This window comes from Actinomycetota bacterium (assembly GCA_004297305.1).
Classification (GTDB): domain Bacteria; phylum Actinomycetota; class Actinomycetes; order S36-B12; family FW305-bin1; genus FW305-bin1.
The window spans coordinates 266,718-283,410 of record SCTR01000007.1; the positions used below are offsets into that span (position 1 = coordinate 266,718).

16 protein-coding genes are annotated in these 16,693 nt (G+C 73.4%); 6 read left to right on the forward strand and 10 right to left on the reverse strand.

Annotation, left to right across the window (positions count from 1 at the left end; genetic code table 11):
- The 4 genes from EPO13_06895 to EPO13_06910 all read left to right on the forward strand — a co-directional run bounded on the left by EPO13_06895 (position 1) and on the right by EPO13_06910 (position 2,727).
- The gene (locus EPO13_06895) at positions 1–1,206 is read left to right on the forward strand and encodes a phosphoglycerate kinase (GenBank protein ID TAK69588.1); all 1,206 of its coding nucleotides are present in this window, start codon (positions 1–3) and stop codon (positions 1,204–1,206) included.
- A 32-nt stretch (positions 1,207–1,238) separates the two neighbouring features.
- Complete coding sequence (locus tag EPO13_06900; protein TAK69762.1) at positions 1,239–2,006, forward strand: triose-phosphate isomerase; 768 nt, start codon at positions 1,239–1,241, stop codon at positions 2,004–2,006.
- A gap of 75 nt (positions 2,007–2,081) precedes the next feature.
- Entirely contained in the window at positions 2,082–2,333 is a 252-nt protein-coding gene (gene secG, locus EPO13_06905) for a preprotein translocase subunit SecG (GenBank protein ID TAK69589.1), read from the forward strand.
- Between the two features lie 55 nt (positions 2,334–2,388).
- Complete coding sequence (locus EPO13_06910; protein TAK69590.1) at positions 2,389–2,727, forward strand: RNA polymerase-binding protein RbpA; 339 nt, start codon at positions 2,389–2,391, stop codon at positions 2,725–2,727.
- Positions 2,728–2,774: 47 nt separating this feature from the next.
- Here the strand turns inward: EPO13_06910 and pgl are convergent, their stop codons facing one another.
- The 5 genes from pgl to EPO13_06935 form a co-directional block, all read right to left on the reverse strand.
- Complete coding sequence (gene pgl / locus EPO13_06915; protein ID TAK69591.1) at positions 2,775–3,566, reverse strand: 6-phosphogluconolactonase; 792 nt, start codon at positions 3,564–3,566, stop codon at positions 2,775–2,777.
- 43 nt (positions 3,567–3,609) lie between these two features.
- Complete coding sequence (locus EPO13_06920) at positions 3,610–4,554, reverse strand: oxidoreductase (protein TAK69592.1); 945 nt, start codon at positions 4,552–4,554, stop codon at positions 3,610–3,612.
- Entirely contained in the window at positions 4,551–6,068 is a 1,518-nt protein-coding gene (locus EPO13_06925) for a glucose-6-phosphate dehydrogenase (GenBank protein TAK69593.1), read from the reverse strand. Before EPO13_06925 ends, EPO13_06920 begins: the two co-directional genes overlap by 4 nt.
- Positions 6,069–6,095: 27 nt before the next feature.
- Entirely contained in the window at positions 6,096–7,208 is a 1,113-nt protein-coding gene (tal, locus tag EPO13_06930) for a transaldolase (protein TAK69594.1), read from the reverse strand.
- Positions 7,209–7,285: 77 nt separating this feature from the next.
- Positions 7,286–9,421, reverse strand: a complete 2,136-nt coding sequence (locus EPO13_06935) for a transketolase (GenBank protein ID TAK69763.1) — start codon at positions 9,419–9,421, stop codon at positions 7,286–7,288.
- Between the two features lie 302 nt (positions 9,422–9,723).
- Between EPO13_06935 and EPO13_06940 the strand changes: the two genes are divergently transcribed.
- A complete protein-coding gene (locus tag EPO13_06940) occupies positions 9,724–10,701 on the forward strand; it encodes a protoheme IX farnesyltransferase (GenBank protein ID TAK69595.1) in 978 nt (325 codons plus the stop codon).
- Here the strand turns inward: EPO13_06940 and EPO13_06945 are convergent.
- Both EPO13_06945 and EPO13_06950 read right to left on the reverse strand, forming a co-directional pair.
- A complete protein-coding gene (locus tag EPO13_06945) occupies positions 10,643–12,004 on the reverse strand; it encodes a HAMP domain-containing histidine kinase (GenBank protein ID TAK69596.1) in 1,362 nt (453 codons plus the stop codon). The genes EPO13_06940 and EPO13_06945 overlap by 59 nt on opposite strands.
- A complete protein-coding gene (locus EPO13_06950; protein ID TAK69597.1) occupies positions 12,001–12,684 on the reverse strand; it encodes a response regulator transcription factor in 684 nt (227 codons plus the stop codon). Before EPO13_06950 ends, EPO13_06945 begins: the two co-directional genes overlap by 4 nt.
- Positions 12,685–12,963: 279 nt before the next feature.
- Here EPO13_06950 and EPO13_06955 point away from each other — a divergent pair, with 279 nt between their 5' ends.
- Positions 12,964–13,836: a hypothetical protein gene (locus tag EPO13_06955; protein TAK69598.1), complete on the forward strand. Its 873-nt coding sequence runs from the start codon at positions 12,964–12,966 to the stop codon at positions 13,834–13,836.
- Here EPO13_06955 and EPO13_06960 read toward each other — a convergent pair.
- The 3 genes from EPO13_06960 to EPO13_06970 all read right to left on the reverse strand — a co-directional run bounded on the left by EPO13_06960 (position 13,833) and on the right by EPO13_06970 (position 16,643).
- Positions 13,833–14,795 carry a heme A synthase gene (locus EPO13_06960; protein TAK69599.1) on the reverse strand — a complete coding sequence of 321 codons (963 nt, stop codon included), beginning with the start codon at positions 14,793–14,795 and terminating at the stop codon, positions 13,833–13,835. The genes EPO13_06955 and EPO13_06960 overlap by 4 nt on opposite strands.
- Before the next feature lie 136 nt (positions 14,796–14,931).
- On the reverse strand, positions 14,932–15,708 hold the full coding sequence (locus EPO13_06965; GenBank protein ID TAK69764.1) for an ABC transporter permease: 777 nt from the start codon (positions 15,706–15,708) through the stop codon (positions 14,932–14,934).
- A gap of 11 nt (positions 15,709–15,719) precedes the next feature.
- Entirely contained in the window at positions 15,720–16,643 is a 924-nt protein-coding gene (locus tag EPO13_06970; GenBank protein ID TAK69600.1) for an ABC transporter ATP-binding protein, read from the reverse strand.
- Positions 16,644–16,693: the final 50 nt, after the last annotated feature.

Consider the following 16,693-nt stretch of genomic DNA (forward strand, 5'->3'; position numbering starts at 1 on the left):
GTGCGTTCGCTCGACGACCTCGACGTCGCCGGCAAGGCCGTCTTCGTCCGCGCCGACCTCAACGTCCCCCTGGAGTCCGCACCGGACGGCTCCGCCCGCATCACCGACGACGGCCGCATCGTGGCCAGCGTGCCGACCATCGCCCGGCTGATCGCCGCCGGTGCCAAGGTCATCGTCGCCGCGCACCTCGGCCGCCCGAAGGGCCAGCCGAAGCCGGAGTTGTCGCTGGCACCGGTGGCCGCGCGGCTGGCCGAGCTGCTCGGCGTACCGGTGACCCTGGCGGCCGACGTGACCGGCCCGGACGCGCGCGCGAAAGCCGCTGCGCTGCAACCGGGCACGGTGCTGCTGCTGGAGAACGTGCGCTACGACGGGCGCGAGGACAGCAAGGATCCGGCGGCTCGGGCCGCGCTGGCCGCCGAGTACGCCGATCTGGCCGACCTGTACGTGTCCGACGGGTTCGGCGTGGTGCACCGCGAGCAGGCGAGCGTGACCGACCTGCCTCGGCTGCTTCCCAACGCGGCGGGGGATCTGGTGTTCGCCGAGGTCACGGTCTTCCGCAAGGTGCTCGACGATCCCGACCGGCCGTACGTCGTGGTCCTCGGCGGTTCGAAGGTGTCGGACAAGCTCGGCGTCATCGCCCACCTGCTCGACCGGGTCGACCGGCTGCTGGTCGGCGGCGGGATGTGTTTCACCTTCCTGGCCGCGCAGGGACACGGCGTCGGCGCCTCGCTGCTGGAGGCCGACCAGGTCGACACGGTCAAGGGGTTCCTGCAGACCGCCGCCGACCGCGGTGTCGATCTCGTGTTGCCGGTCGACGTCGTCGTCGCGACGGCGTTCTCCGCCGACGCCGAGCACAAGGCGGTTCCGGTGACCGACATCGACGACGGCTGGATGGGCCTGGACATCGGCCCGGCGACGATCGACCTGTTCACCGCGAAGCTCGCCGACGCCCGCACCGTGGTCTGGAACGGTCCGATGGGCGTGTTCGAGTTGGCGCCGTACGCCGAGGGCACCCGGGCGGTGGCGGTCGCGATCATCGCCGTCGACGGCACGACCGTCGTCGGCGGCGGGGACAGTGCGGCGGCCGTACGGCTGCTCGGCCTGCCCGAGGACGGCTTCAGCCACATCTCCACCGGCGGTGGGGCGAGCCTGGAGTTCCTCGAAGGCAAGACCCTGCCCGGTATCGCCGTGCTCGAGGAGAACTGACGCGCGTGGCCGCTGTCGTACGCCGCCCCCTGATGGCCGGCAACTGGAAGATGAACCTGAACCACCTCGAGGCCATCGCCTTGGTCCAGAAGCTGGCCTACGCGTTGTCCAAGGACGACCTGGCGGCCGTCGAGGTCGCGGTGCTGCCGCCGTTCACCGACCTGCGGTCGGTGCAGACGCTGGTCACCGGCGACAAGTACGACCTCGCGTACGGCGGGCAGGACCTGTCCCGTCACCCGTCCGGTGCGTACACCGGCGAGGTCTCCGGTTCGATGCTGGCCAAGCTCGGCTGCACGTACGTCGTGGTCGGGCACAGCGAGCGGCGGCAGTACCACGGCGAGGACGACGCCGTGGTGGCCGCCAAGGTCGCCGCGGCGCTGGGTCACGGCCTCACCCCGATCCTCTGCGTCGGCGAGGGGCTGGACGTGCGGCAGGCCGGCGATCACGTGACGCACACGCTGGCCCAGCTGGACGCCGCCCTGGCCGAGACGACCGCCGAGCAGGCCGCGACGATCGTCGTGGCCTACGAGCCGGTCTGGGCCATCGGCACCGGCGAGGTCGCGACGCCGGCCGACGCCCAGGAGGTGTGCGGTGCGATCCGCGGTCGGCTGGCCGAGCGATTCGGGCCCGGCGTCGGTGACGCCGTTCGCGTCCTGTACGGCGGCTCGGTGAAGTCGTCCAACGTCGCATCGATCATGGCGGAGGCCGACGTCGACGGGGCGCTGGTCGGCGGGGCCAGCCTCGATCCGGCCGAGTTCGTCGCGATCTGCCGCTTCCAGCAGCTGGTCGCGGGGAGCTGATCCGGTGCCGGTGTCGCGTATCCTCGCCACGTTGCCGGGAGTTGCCCGGCGACGGCCGACGACGACCGGGAGCGGGTGCCTGCAGTGACGGTGGTGCTGGAAATCCTCCTGGTCATCACCAGTCTGCTGTTGGTGCTGCTGGTGCTGCTGCACCGCGGCAAGGGCGGTGGCCTGTCGGACATGTTCGGTGGCGGGATCAGCACGTCGGTCGGCGGTTCCTCCGTCGCCGAGCGCAACCTCGACCGGATCACGGTCGCCGTGGGGCTGGTCTGGGCCGCCGACATCGTGGCCCTGGGCCTGCTGCTGAAGGCCAACGTCACCGGCTGAACGCCGTCGAGGTCGACCGCCGGGCGAGGCCCGGCGACGAGGAGAGGAGCCGGACGTGGCCGGTGGAAGCGCAATTCGCGGGAGCCGCGTCGGTGCCGGTCCCATGGGGGAGGCCGAGCGGGGCGATGCCGCACCCCGGCTCCGGGTGTCGTTCTGGTGCGCCAAGGGTCACGAGACCCGGCCGAGCTTCGCCTCGGACGCCGCCGTCCCGGACTCCTGGGACTGCCCGCGTTGCGGCTGGCCGGCCGGCCAGGACGAGCACAACCCGCCGTCGCCGCCGAAGATCGAGCCGTACAAGACACACCTGGCGTACGTGAAGGAGCGACGCTCCCACGACGACGGCGAGGCGATCCTCACCGAGGCACTCGAGCGGCTCCGGGCCGTCCGCCCCTGACGTCGCGCCCCCTCAGGGGGAGGCAGGCCGCGGCAGGTCGCGCCCGGTCAGGGGGACGCCGGCCGCGGCAGGGTCCGCGGGATCAGCCGCGCTGCCGCGGCGTCCAGCAGGGCCAGCGTCCGCACGGCGCCCCGCGCGCCGGCCGCCGGCACCTGGAACTCGCCGGCGTCCGCCGACAGCGCCAACCGCATCGCGGTGGCCTTCGACTCACCGGCGGCCAGCAGCCAGACCTCCGCGGCTGCCCGGATGCTGGGTGCGGTCAGCGTGATCCGGGTCGGTGGCGGCTTCGGCGCCCCGTGCACGGCGCAGACCGAACGGGTGTCGTGCAACGCCGGCAGCTCGGGAAACAGCGACGCCACGTGGGCATCCGGGCCCACCCCGAGCAGCAGGACGTCGAACCGGGGGACCGGCGCTTGGTCGCCGCCGCCCGACGCGACCGCGGCGGCCCGCAGGAGCTCGGCGTACCGCGCCGCTGCCGCCGCGACGTCGTCACCGTCCGGACCGTCGCTGGCCGGCATCGGGTGAACCCGCTGCGGCGCGACACCCACGTGGTCCAGCAGCGCCGAGCGCGCGCCGGTCTCGTTGCGGTCCGGATGGCCGGCCGGCAGGAACCGCTCGTCGCCCCACCAGACCTCGACCCGGCTCCAGTCGACGGCGTCGCTGGCGGCGGTGTCGCGTACGGCGGCGAGCGTCGCCGTACCGATGCCACCGCCAGTCAGCACCACGTGGGCGACCTCGCGCGCCGCCTGCGCCTCGACGAGGCTCACGACGAGCCGGCCGGCCGCCGCTGCGGCCAGCTCGGCGGCGTCGTGGAAGACCACGACCTCGGGCACGCTCATCGGCCGGCGCCCGACGCGGCCGGCTCGTCGGCCCCCAGCTCGGTCATCCGCTGGCCCCCGTCGTGGCGGGCTCGTCGGCCCCCAGCTCGGTCAGCGAGTCCAGGGTCTCGCCATACACCTCGTCCGGATCCAGCCGCCGCAGTTCCTCGCTGAGCAACTCCTGCCGGACCCGGCGCGGCAGCGCGATGTCGCGGGCCGTCCAGCCGGGCCGAGCGATGGTCGCCAGCCGCCCGTCGGGCCGGGCGATGTCGATGACCCCCCGCTCGGTCTGCAGCGTGACCCCGGTGACCCCCGGCCCGCGGCTGGTCACCGCGCGCACCGGGACGCCGAGGCTGCGTTGCAGCCACGCGGCCAGCAGCGTCGCCGAGGGATTCGACCGCTGCGCGCTGACCTCGGCCGACAGGATCGGGTCGTACGGCTGATCCAGGGCCGCGGCGAGCAACGTGCGCCACTGGGTGAGCCGGGTCCAGGCGAGGTCGGTATCGCCGGGGCGGTAGCCCAGCCGCCGCACGCCCAGCGCTGCGCCCGGCCGCCCCGAGGCGGCGGCGTCGGTGATCCGGCGGGTCGCCAGCGCTCCGATCGGGTCGCTGGCCGGCACGGCGGGCGCGGCCGCCGGCCACCAGGCGACCACCGGGGTATCCGGCAGCAGCAGCGGGACCACGACGCTGTCGGTGTGCTTGGCCAGTGGCCCGCGCAGCCGCAGCAGCGCCACCTCGCCGGGACCCTCGTCCCCGCCGACGCTGATCTCCGCGTCGAGCCGCGCCGGCGTCCCGCTGCGGCCCGGCCGCGGCACCAGTCCCAGGATCCGCATCGGATGCTCCCGGGCGGACGCCACGGCGGTGGCCATCGCGTCGGCCTGCGAGTCCTCGTCGGCGACGATCAGCAGCGTCAGCACCATGCCGGTGGCGGTGGCCCCCAGTCGCTGCCGCTCCCGCTGGATGGCCGACTGGACGGCACCGGCCGTGGTGTCGTCGAGCCGGATCGTCATGGCCGCCGCCAGACGCGCCCGTCGCGGGCCAGCATGTCGTGCGCGGAGGCCGGTCCCCAGTTGCCGGGGGCGTACTGCTCAGGCTGGCCCTTGCTCGCCCAGTGGTCGAGCACCGGGTCGAGGATGCGCCACGACAGTTCGACCTCCTCGTGCCGGGGGAACAGCGGCGGATCTCCCAGCAGGACGTCGAGGATGAGCCGCTCGTACGCCTCGGGGCTGGACTCGGTGAACGAATCGCCGTACGCGAAGTCCATCGACACGTCGCGTACTTCCATGGCCGTCCCGGGAACCTTGGCGCCGAACCGCATCGTGACGCCCTCGTCCGGCTGGATCCGGAACACCAGGGCGTTCTGGCCGAGTTCCTCGGTGGCGGTCGCCGCGAAGGGCAGGTGTGGCGCGCGCTTGAAGATGATCGCGACTTCGGTCACCCGGCGGCCCAGGCGCTTGCCGGTACGCAGGTAGAACGGCACGCCCGCCCAGCGGCGAGTGTCGATCTCGACCTTGATCGCAGCGAAGGTCTCGGTGGTGGAGTCGGCGGGGATGCCCTCCTCCTGCAGGTAGCCCAGCACCGGCACCCCGCCCTGCCACCCCTCGCAGTACTGCCCGCGGGAGGTGTGCGAGGCCAGGTCGCGCGGCAGGACGACCGCGGACAGCACCTTCTCCTTCTCCTGCCGGACATGCTCGGCCTGGAACGAGACCGGTTCCTCCATCGCGGTGAGCGCCAGCAGCTGGAGCAGATGATTCTGGATCACGTCGCGCGCCGCGCCGATGCCGTCGTAGTAGCCGGCCCTGCCGCCGATACCGATGTCCTCCGCCATCGTGATCTGGACGCTGTCGACGTAGTGACTGCTCCACACCGGCTCGAACAGGTTGTTGGAGAAGCGGATCGCCATCATGTTCTGGACGGTCTCCTTCCCCAGGTAGTGGTCGATGCGGAAGACCGCACCGGGTGGGAAGACCTCGTCGACGATGCGGTTCAGTTCGCGCGCACTGTTCAGGTCGTGGCCGAACGGCTTCTCCACGACCACGCGCCGCCAGTTGTGACCGTCGGTGGCCGACAGGCCGGACCGCCGCAACTGGGAGATGACCACCGGGAACATCTTCGGCGGCACCGACAAGTAGAACGCGTGGTTGCCCTGGGTACCGCGGACCCGGTCCAGGTCGGTCACCACCCGCGCCAGTTCGTCGTACGCGCCGTCGTCGGCGATATCACCTGCCACGAAACGCATTCCCTGCGCCAGCGTCCGCCAGACGTCCTCCCGGAACGGCGTCCGGGCGTGCTCGCGTACCGCGGCGTGGACCACCTCGGCGAAGTCCTCGTCGGCCCAGTCACGGCGGGCGAAGCCGACGAACGAGAAGCCGGGCGGCAGCAGCCCCCGATTGGCCAGGTCGTAGACCGCCGGCATCAGCTTCTTGCGGGCGAGGTCCCCGGTCACGCCGAACATCACCAGCCCGCACGGTCCGGCGACGCGGGGCAACCGGCGGTCGCGCGGATCCCGCAGCGGATTGGTCACGTCGTCCTCCGGCCGGTGGCCCGCCGGCTATCCCCGCCGCTCGTCGAGCGCCTTGGCGACCGTCTGCAGGAGCTCCTGCCAGGACGCGTCGAACTTCTCGACACCCTCGTCCTCCAGCACCCGGTAGACGTCGGCCAGGTCGACACCGGCGCGGCCGATCGCGGCCAGTTGTTCGGCGGCCGCCGCCTGGTGGGGCGTCACCTGGTCGCCGGTGGCCTCGCCGTGGTCGGCGACGGCGCGCAGGGTGGCCTCCGGCATCGTGTTGACGGTGCCGGGGACGACGAGGTCGACGACGTAGCGGGTGTCGGGGTACGCCGGATCCTTGACCCCGGTCGAGGCCCACAGCGGCCGCTGCGGATGAGCCCCCTTGTCCTGCAGCGCTTTCCAGCGGTCTGACGCCAGAACCTCCTGGTACGCCGACCACGCGTGGCGGGCGTTGGCGATGGCCGCGACACCCTTGAGCGCCAGTGCCTCCGGGGTGCCCAGGGCGGTCAGCCGCTTGTCCACCTCGGTGTCGACCCGGCTGACGAAGAAGGAGGCGACCGACTCGATCGTGGCCAGGTCGTGGCCGGCGGCGTCGGCCCGTTCCAGCCCGGCGAGCCACGCCTCCAGGACGCCGCGGTAGCGCTCCACGCTGAAGATCAACGTCACGTTCACGCTGATGCCGTCACCGAGCACGCTGGTGATGGCCGGCAGGCCCTCCTGGGTGGCCGGGATCTTCACCAGCGCGTTGGGCCGGTCGACCGCCCACGCCAGGAACTGGGCCTCCGCGACGGTGGCCGCCGTACGCCGCGCCAGCCGCGGGTCGACCTCGATGGAGACCCGGCCGTCGACACCGCCGGTGGACTCCCACACCTCGCGCAGCACGTCGCAGGCCCAGCGCACGTCGTACGTCGTCAGCGCCCGGACCGCCTCTTCCACACTGACGCCCCGCTCGGCCAGGCCGGCCAGCTGCTCGGCGTACTCGGCGGCACCGGACGAGACGGCCTTGGCGAAGATCGTCGGATTGGTGGTGACGCCGACCACGGAGTCGTCGCGTACCAGGGCCGCCAGGCCACCGGACTGCAACCGGCCGCGGTCCAGATCGTCGAGCCAGATCGAGACCCCGGCGTCGGACAGCGTGCGCAGGCGATCGGACATAGCTGCACCTCCCAAGGGCTCGACCCTAACCGCCGTGCGCGGTCGCGGCGCGATCGACCGGTGCGGTCACCTGATGTTCACCGGATCGCGGCGGCCAGGCTTTCCTTGGCCTGCGCCACCACCCGGTCGGGGGTGAAGCCGAACTCGGTGAACAGCGTCGCGGCCGCCGCCGACGCCCCGAAGTGCTCCAGCGAGACGGCGCGGCCGGCGTCGCCGAGGTACTTCCACCAGCCCTGGGCGATCCCGGCTTCGACCGAGACCCGGGCGCGCACCGCCGGGGGCAGCACCGCGGTGCGGTACGCCTCGTCCTGCTCCTCGAACCATTCCAGGCAGGGCGCGGACACCACCCGGGTGCCGATGCCCTCGTCCTCCAGCAGGTCCCGCGCGGCCAGCGCGACCGAGACCTCCGATCCGGTGGCCAGCAGGATCACCTGCGGCCCGGTGGCCGCGGCCTCGGCCAGCACGTAGGCACCGCGCGCCAGGCCGTCCGCCGACGCCAGCCGGTCGCGGTCGACCGTGGGCAGGTTCTGCCGGGACAGCACCAGGCCCACCGGGCCGCCGCGGCGCAGCGCCTCCCGCCAGGCCACGGCGGTCTCGTTCGCGTCCGCCGGCCGCACGATCGACAGGCCGGGGATGGCGCGCAGTGCCCACAGGTGCTCGACCGGCTGGTGCGTCGGCCCGTCCTCGCCGACACCGATCGAGTCGTGGGTCCACACGTAGACGACGTCGGTCTGCATGATCGCCGCGATCCGGACCGCGCCACGCATGTAGTCGGAGAAGACGAAGAACGTCCCGCCGAACACCCGCGTCAAGCCGTGCAGCGCAATGCCATTGAGGACCGCGCCCATGGCGTGCTCACGGATGCCGAAGTGCAGGATCCGCCCGTACGCCGACCGCTGCGGGACCCGCGAACTCTCCGGCAGGAACGACATCCCCCCCTCGATGGTGGTGATGTTGGACTCGGCCAGGTCGGCCGAGCCACCCCACAGTTCCGGCAGCACGCCCGCCAGCGCGTTGATGACCTTGCCCGAGGCGTTGCGGGTCGACACCGGGGTACCGGCCGGGAAGCTCGGCAGGACGTCGGTCCAGCCGGCCGGCAGGTCGCCGGCCACCAGCCGGTCGAACAGCGCCGCGGAGTCCGGGTGAGTGCCGCGCCACTCGGCGAATCGCTCGTCCCAGGCCGCGTGAGCCGCCGCGCCGCGCGCCGCGACCTCCCGGGCGTGCTCGAGCACAGCGGGGTCGACCTGGAAGGTGAGGGCGGGATCGAACCCGAGGATCTTCTTGGTGGCGGCCACTTCGGCGTCGCCGAGCGCCGACCCGTGCGCCGCGCCGGTGTTCTGCTTGGTCGGCGCCGGCCAGCCGATGATCGACCTGACCCGGATGATCACCGGTCGGTCGGTGATGGCCTGCGCGGTGCTCAGGACGTCGGCGAGGCTGGCGACGTCGAGGTCGCCGTTGGCGGCCAGGTCGACGTGCAGGACCTCCCAGCCGTAGGCGGCGTACCGGGCCAGCACGTCCTCGCTGAACGACACGGCCGTGTCGCCTTCGATGGAGATGTGGTTGTCGTCGTACAGCACGACGAGGTTGCCCAGCTGCTGGTGGCCGGCCAGCGAACTGGCCTCCGACGTGATGCCTTCCTGCAGGCACCCGTCACCGGCGAACACCCACACGGTGTGGTCGAACACGCTGCTGCCCGGCGCCGCCGACGCGTCCAGCAGACCCCGGGTGAACCGGGTCGCCATCGCCATCCCGACCGCAGTCGCCAGCCCCTGTCCGAGCGGTCCGGTGGTGGTCTCGACGCCGACGGTGTGGCCGTGCTCGGGATGCCCGGGGGTGAGGCTGCCCCACGTGCGGAACGACTCCAGGTCCGACAGCTGCAGGCCGTAACCGGACAGGTAGAGCTGGATGTAGAGCGTCAGGCTGCTGTGCCCGTTGGACAGCACGAACCGGTCCCGGCCGACCCAGGACGGGTCCGCCGGATCGTGCTGCAGGAACTGCTGGAAGAGCAGGTACGCCGCCGGCGCCAGGCTCATCGCCGTACCCGGGTGGCCGTTGCCGACCTTCTGCACGGCGTCCATCGCCAGCACCCGCACCGTGTCGACCGCCCGGCGGTCGAGGTCGGTCCAGGCCAGCTTCGTGGTCACAGTCGTTCCTCCGGAGAATGCCGCGCATCTGCCGCTCGATCGGCCCCGCAGATCGGTCCAGCCGACCATGACCGGGTGGCCCCGCATCGGGCGCGGGCAGCCGCGCGCGAGCCTAGTGCCGGCACAGGGCCGCCGCCGGGCGGCTGGCAAGCTCGCCGCCCGCGCCACCCGAGTCACCCGATGGCGCCCGGCGCACCGGCGTACCGCCGACCGGCGGGTCGCCGCGTCGCCAGACCGCCTGCTGCCCAGCAGGTTCGACACTCTGGACGGCCGGCGGCAGACCGCCCGGGGCACGCCGCCGGCGGACAGTAGACTCCGGGTGCTCGGTGGCTCCCGTCGCCAGGCCGTTCGCTCCAAGGTCAAGCCGGAAGGTGCGCGTGACCGCTGTCGACCCGCGTCCGCTCCCGGTCGCCGCTGCCGGTGCCACCACAGGTGCCCCCGGGGACGGCGAGCGCCCGGCGGGTCGGAGCGCGGTCACCGTGCTGCGCGCCTACGTCTCGCTGACCAAGCCCCGCATCATCGAGCTGCTGCTGGTCACCACGGTGCCGACGATGGTCCTGGCGGCCGGGGGACTGCCCCCGCTGTGGACCGTGCTGGCGACCCTCGTGGGCGGCGCCCTGGCGGCCGGCGGCGCGAACACGCTCAACTGCTACTTCGACCGCGACATCGACCGGCTCATGGTCCGCACCGGTCATCGCCCGCTGGTCACCGGCCTCGTGTCGCCCCGGGGTGCCCTGATCTTCGGCCTCGCACTGTCGGTCGTCGCCGTCGTCGAACTCGCGGTGACCACCAACGCGCTGGCCGGGGCGCTGGCGGCGGCGGCCATCTTCTTCTACGTCGTCGTCTACACCCTCACGCTCAAACGCCGTACCGCCCAGAACATCGTCTGGGGCGGGGCTGCCGGCTGTATGCCGGTGCTCATCGGCTGGTCCGCGGTGACCGGGAGCCTGTCGCTGACCCCGGTCATCCTGTTCGGTGTGATCTTCCTGTGGACGCCGCCGCACTACTGGCCGCTGTCGTTCCGCTTCCGCGCCGACTACGCCGCGGCCGGCGTGCCGATGCTCCCGGTGGTCGCCGCGCCGTCGGTCGTCACCCGGCAGATCGTCCGCTACAGCTGGGCGATGGTCGCCATGTCACTGCTGTTGATCCCGGTCGCGCCGATGGGCTGGTGCTACGCGGTGGCCGCGGTCGTCCTGGGTGCAGCGTTCCTGGCCGAGGCCCACGGACTGCGCGGCCGGGTACGCCGGCGCGAAGCCGACCTGCGGCCGATGCGGCTGTTCCACTGGTCGATCACGTATCTGTCGCTGCTCTTCCTCGCCGTCGCGATCGACCCCTTGCTGCACTTCTGACGTCGGCCTCGCCGCCGACGGCCGGCCCACCGAGCAGCAACCGGACCCGCGCGCCACCCATCGGTGAGCGCGCGACGATCAGCCGGCCCCCGCTGGACTCCGCCGTACGGCGGGCGATGTCGAGCCCGAGCCCGGTGGACCCGCTCTCCGAACGCCCCCGGGCCACCACGTCGGTCGACGGCAGGCCGGGCCCTTCGTCGTCGACGGTGAGCAGCGCCCCGGTCGGCTCTGTCGCTGTCACCGTGACCGCGTACGACGCCCCTTCCGGGGTGTGCGAGAACACGTTGCCCAGCAAAGCATCCAGCGCGTCGCCGAGGTCCGCGGCAGTCGCCCGCACCGGGACCGCGTCGTCGGGTACCGATGACGCGACGGAGCGTCCCTGGTCCTCGGCGAGGACGCGCCAGAACTCCAGCCGGTCCCGGACTACCGCGGCGGCGTCACAGCTGGCCTCGACACCTTCCCGGACCGGGCGGCGCGCTTCGCGGATGACGTCGTCGACCATCCGCTCGAGCCGGTCGACGTCGGCGCCGATCCGCTCCCGGTCGTCGGGGTCCCGCATGGCCTCCACGTCCAGCCGCAGCGCGCTGACCGGCGTCCGGAGCCGGTGGGCCAGGTCGGCGACCTCCTCGCGCTCGCCGCGCAGCAACTCGCTGACCCGCGACGCCAGCCGATTCAGCTGCACGGCCACCGCCTGCAACTCCGACGGCCCTTCGGGCGCGACGCGGGCGCCGAGGTCACCGGAGGCGAGTGCGGCGGCTGCCGTGGACAGCGCCCGGACCGGGCGCAGGAAGGACCGGGCCAGCAGCAGCCCGACCACCACGGCGAGTGCGAGCAACCCCGCACCCAGTCCCAGCAGGACGAGCCGGGCCGGGGTCACGTTGCGCGACAACAACTCGTCGGGGACGAACAGCCGGACCACGACCGTCCGGCCGTCGCCGTCCACGGCGGGGATGACCAGATCCCGGCCGCCGGCGGCTTCGGCGAAGAAGGCGCCGCCGCGTTCGGCCAGTCCGACGACGCTGTCGGCCGGCCGGTCGGTGCCGACGCGGGCGCCGTCGGACAGGTACACCGTCACCTGGTAGCCGGTGCCCGGGTGTGAGGCGACGAAGTCGTCGACGGTGGCGGCCACCGCGGCCGGCGGCGCCACACTGACCGCGGAGACCAGCGATTGGGCCTGCAGCACCGCCTGGCGCTGCGCCCGGTCCACGGCGAACTCGCCGATGAAGATCCACAGCGGCGCCACGAACGCGACCACGACGAGCAGCACGGACGCCGTGAGGGTGAGGATGATCCGCCTGGTCACGCTGGCGCGACGAGCTTCACGCCGACCCCGCGGATGGTCAGCAGGTACCGCGGCTCCTGGGCCGTCTCGCCCAGCTTGCGGCGCAACCACGACAGGTGCACGTCGACGGTCTTGTCGGCGCCGCCGTACGGCAGCCGCCATACCTCGGCCAGCAGTTCCCGTTTGGTCACCACGTCGCCAGGGCGGGCGGCCAGGTACACCAGCAGGTCGAACTCCCGGGGGCTGAGTTCCAGGACCTGGTCGTCGAGGACCGCTTCGCGCGCCGGTACGTCGATCACCAGGCCGCCGACGCGCAGCACCAGGCGCTCCTCGGCTTCGGGCCCGGACCGTCGCAGCACGGCCCGGACCCGGGCGTCCATCGTCGCCGCCGAGAACGGCTTGACGACGTAGTCGTCGGCGCCGGCGTCCAGCGCGCGCACCACGGTGGGGTCGTCGTCGCGCGCTGTGGCGACGATCACCGGGACCCGGCTGACCGCCCGGAGCATCCGCAGCAGCTCGACGCCGTCGAGGTCCGGCAGACCCAGATCGAGGATCACCAGGTCCGGGCCACCGCCCATCGCGGCCTGCAGTCCGGTGAGGGCGGTGGGCGCCGAGGTGACGACGTGGCCACGTTCACCGAGCGCGCGGATGAGGGCGCTGCGGATGCCGGGATCGTCCTCGACCAGCAGCAGCGACGCCATGGGAGCACGGTAGTGGGACAGGGCATCGCGGCCATCCCGGCGACACCGCCACGTCGATGACAGCGCGGATCGATAACCCTGCCGGCCTAGTACCTCCGGGTCAGGGATCGCCGTGCCTGCGACCGCGGGCCGCCGACGACCGGCGACGGCAGTGCCGCGACAGCGGTGCGGCGACAGCGGTGCGGGCACCGCGGTGCGGCGACCGCATGCCGGCGAGCTTGCGGCGGCTTATCGACGTCTTAGCCAGGTCCGCGCGGCTCGGCCGGGGAGAATGCTGCCGTGCGCCGGCCGACCACCCTGCTCGCGGTCTGGGTGGCGTGTGCCCTCTTGGCGACCGGGGTCGGGCTGGCCGCGGTCGGCGTCGTCCGCGGTGCGGTCTCCGACGGCGCGGTCCAGGTCCTGACCGGGACCCAGGTCGATGCGGCGCTGCGCGGCGACGCGCCGCCGCCCTCGCCCCTGCCGATGGTCGACGACCGGGACCTGCGCGCCTCGGGTGCCGCGGCCACCGATGCGGCTGACGGATCGCCGAGCCCCGGACCCACCAGCGGGCAGCTGACAGCCGGCCCGTCCGAGCCGGGATCCGGCAAGGATCACCAGGCCGCCGGTCCCGGTGCGTCGGGACCGTTGTCCGGGGCGACTGCGGCTTCGACCAGCGCCGGACCGGCCCCGACGCCGGCCGCGACCGCCGGCAGCCCGGCACAGTCCCCGGCGGGCGTGTCGCCGACGCCGACCCGGGCGTTCGTCTCGCCGGTGCCGACGCCCAGCCAGCCGACCAGCCCGAGTGCGTCCGGCAGCAGCGGGCCGGGCCCGGGGCAGTCCAGCGGGAGCCCGACCGCGTCGGCCACGCCGAGCGCCCCAGCCCCGGCCGGGTCAGCCACGCCGCGCACGATCGTGCTGTCGCGCACCACCACCCAGGGTTCGGTCACGGTGTCCTGCCAGGGCGACCGGCCGGCACTGCGCACCGTGAATCCACGGCCGGGCTGGCGGTTGACCGATCGCGAGACGTCCGCCTCGGCGGTCCGGGTCGGTTTCCGGCCGCAGGATTCCGACGACTCGCGGTCCGAGGTCACCTGCCGCTGCGAGGGCGGCGTACCGACGTTCCGTGTCACCGACGCCTTGCGGTGGCGGCACGCGCGCTGGGCCGCTCGCTAGGCCGACCGGACCCCGCGCGTCCGGGTCGCCAGCGTGAGCCGTACGACGCACAACCACACCAGCGAAGCCCCCAGCAGATGACAGGCCACCAGCGCCCAGGGGAGGCCGGTGAAGTACTGGGTGTAGCCGATGGCGCCGTTGGCCAGCAGCGCCGCGGCCAACAGCCAGGCACGCCGGCGAAGCGGGGCGGGTCCGCCGAGGGCGTACGCCGCGACCAGCACGCCGATCGTCAAGCCGACCAGCAGCAGCACGAGGTCGGCGTGCAGCCACGCGACCGTCCGGGGGTCGAACGAGAACCGGTGCTCGGCGGCGTCGTCGCCGGAGTGCGGGCCACTGCCGGTGACCGCCGTACCCAGCACCACGACGACCGCGGCGACCACGACCGTGGCGCGCACCAACCAGCGGACCGCCGGAACGACGACGACCACGACCGGCCGATCGCCGGGCTCACCGGCTCGCTGGACCAGCACCGCACAGGCCGCCACGATGACCATCGACACCAGCAGGTGCATCGCCACCAACGTCGGGTGCAGCCCGGTCAGCACGACGATGCCGCCGAGGACTGCCTGGGCCACCGAACCGAGCAGCGGTGCGCAGGCCAGGGCGATCAACGCGGGCCGGGCCGGCAGACCGGCCCGTCGCCGGCGACGCGCATCGACGGCGACCCCGGCGATCGCTGCCAGAGCGAGCAGGCCGAGGACGAACGTGAGCGTCCGATTGCCGAACTCGATGTACTCGTGCCAGCCGACCTCGGGCCGGTTCGTCGGGACGTAGGAACCCTCGACGCAGGCGGGCCAGGTCGGGCACCCCAGTCCCGATCCGGTCAGCCGGACCACGCCGCCGGTGACCACGATGGCGATCTGCGCCACCAGGTTCGCGACGAAGATCCAGCGGACGGCCGCGGTGACCGGCCCGACGACGACCGGGGCAGTGCGAGGTCGTACGTCGCTGGCAGTCACGGCCCGAATCGTAGGCGGCACAGCACACCCGGGCCCGCGCCGCCCGGCCCGCCGCCTCCGACCGCCCCTCAGTCCCGCCGGGCCCGCAGTCCCACCGGGCCCTCAGTCCCGCCGGGCCCGCAGTCCCACCGGGCCGTCAGTCCCACCGGAAGGTGCGGGCCGCCAGCAGCGCTCCGCCGGCCGCCCACAACAGCAGCAGCCCGATCTGCGCAGTGGCCGGATTGCCGAAGACGAGCACCTCGCGCAACCCGTCGCCGAGGGCGGCGGACGGCAGCCAGCGAACGACGTTCGCCAGGCCGGCCGGCAGGCTGGCCAACGGGATCACCGTGGCCCCGCCCAAGAGGAACACCAGGTACACGGCATTGGCGACGGCCAGCGTCGCCTCGGCCCGCAGCAGGCCGGCCAGGGCAATGCCCCAGGCACTGAACGCCGCGGTGCCGGCCACCAGGAGGCCGACGACGGCCACCGGTGAGCCCTGCGGATGCCAGCCGAGCAGCAAGGCGACCACGACGATTACGGCGACCTGCAGGCATTCGATCGCCAGGACCGCCAGCGTGCGGCCGCCGACCAGCGCCCAGCGCGGCAGCGGCGTCGTCGCCAGCAGCCGCAGCACCCCCGACCGCCGGTCGAAGCCCAGCGCGATCGCCTGGGCGGTGAAGGCCGTCGAGATCACCGCCAGCGCGAGGATCCCCGGGGTCACCACGTCCACGCGGCGACCGGTGCCCGGCGCGCCGAGGTCGACGACACCGACGTTGGACAGCACGACCAGCAGGACCAGCGGGATGACGAGGGTCAGCAGCACCTGTTCGCCGTTGCGCAGCAGCAGCCGCAGCTCGAACCTCGCCTGCGACCACACCATCCGGCCCGCGGGGGCGGCACCGGGTGACGGCTGCAGCGACCCCATCCCCGGCATCGAGCCGGCCGTCACGGCAGCGTCCCGCCGGTCGCGGCCCGGTACACGTCCTCGAGGCTGCGCCGTCCGATGCGCAGGTCCGCGGCCATCACGCCGTGCTGCGCGCACCAGGCGGTGACGGCCGCCAGCGTCTGCGGATCGACGTGACCGTCGACGCGGTAGCTACCGACGGCGGTCTCACGGACGGCGTGGCCGGCCGGCAGCGCCCGTTCCAGTCCGGCGACGTCCAGGTGCGCGCCGGCCCGGAAGCTGAGGGAGTCGGTGGCCGCGGCGCCTGTCAGCTCGGCCGTGGCGCCGGTAGCCGCTGTGACCCCGCCGTCGACGATCACGACGTGGTCGGCCAGCCGCTCGGCCTCGTCCAGGTGATGGGTGCACAGCACGACCGAGACACCCGCCGCCCGCAGCGCCAACACCAACTCCCACACCAGGTCTCGTCCTTCCGGATCGAGCCCGGCGGTGGGCTCGTCGAGGAAGACCAGTTCCGGCCGGCCGACGATCGCGCAGGCCAGCCGCAGCCGCGCCTGCTCGCCACCGCTCATCCGGCGGAACGTCGTACGGCCGAGCCGGTCCAGCTCCAGCACGCGCAACAGCGGGCCGGCCGCGAGCGGGTCGGCGTACAACGACGCCACATGCCCGACGAACTCAGCTGCGCGCGCGCCGCTGGGGATCCCGCCGGCCTGCAGCATCATCCCGACCCGCGGCCGCAGCTGCGCGCCGTCGTGCTGCGGGTCGCGGTCGAGCACGCTGACCGAGCCCGCGTCGGCCCGGCGAAGACCCACACACACCTCGATGGCGGTCGACTTGCCCGCGCCGTTGGGCCCGAGCAACGCGGTGACCGCACCTCGGGGCGCGGTGAACGACAGCCCGCGCAGCACCTCGCGGTCGCCGTAGCTCTTCACCAGGCCGGTCACCCGGACAGCGGGGCCGTCGGTCACGGCGGTCGAGTCTAGGGGCCGCTTCGTTCGGTGCCCGGGCTCGTTCGGTG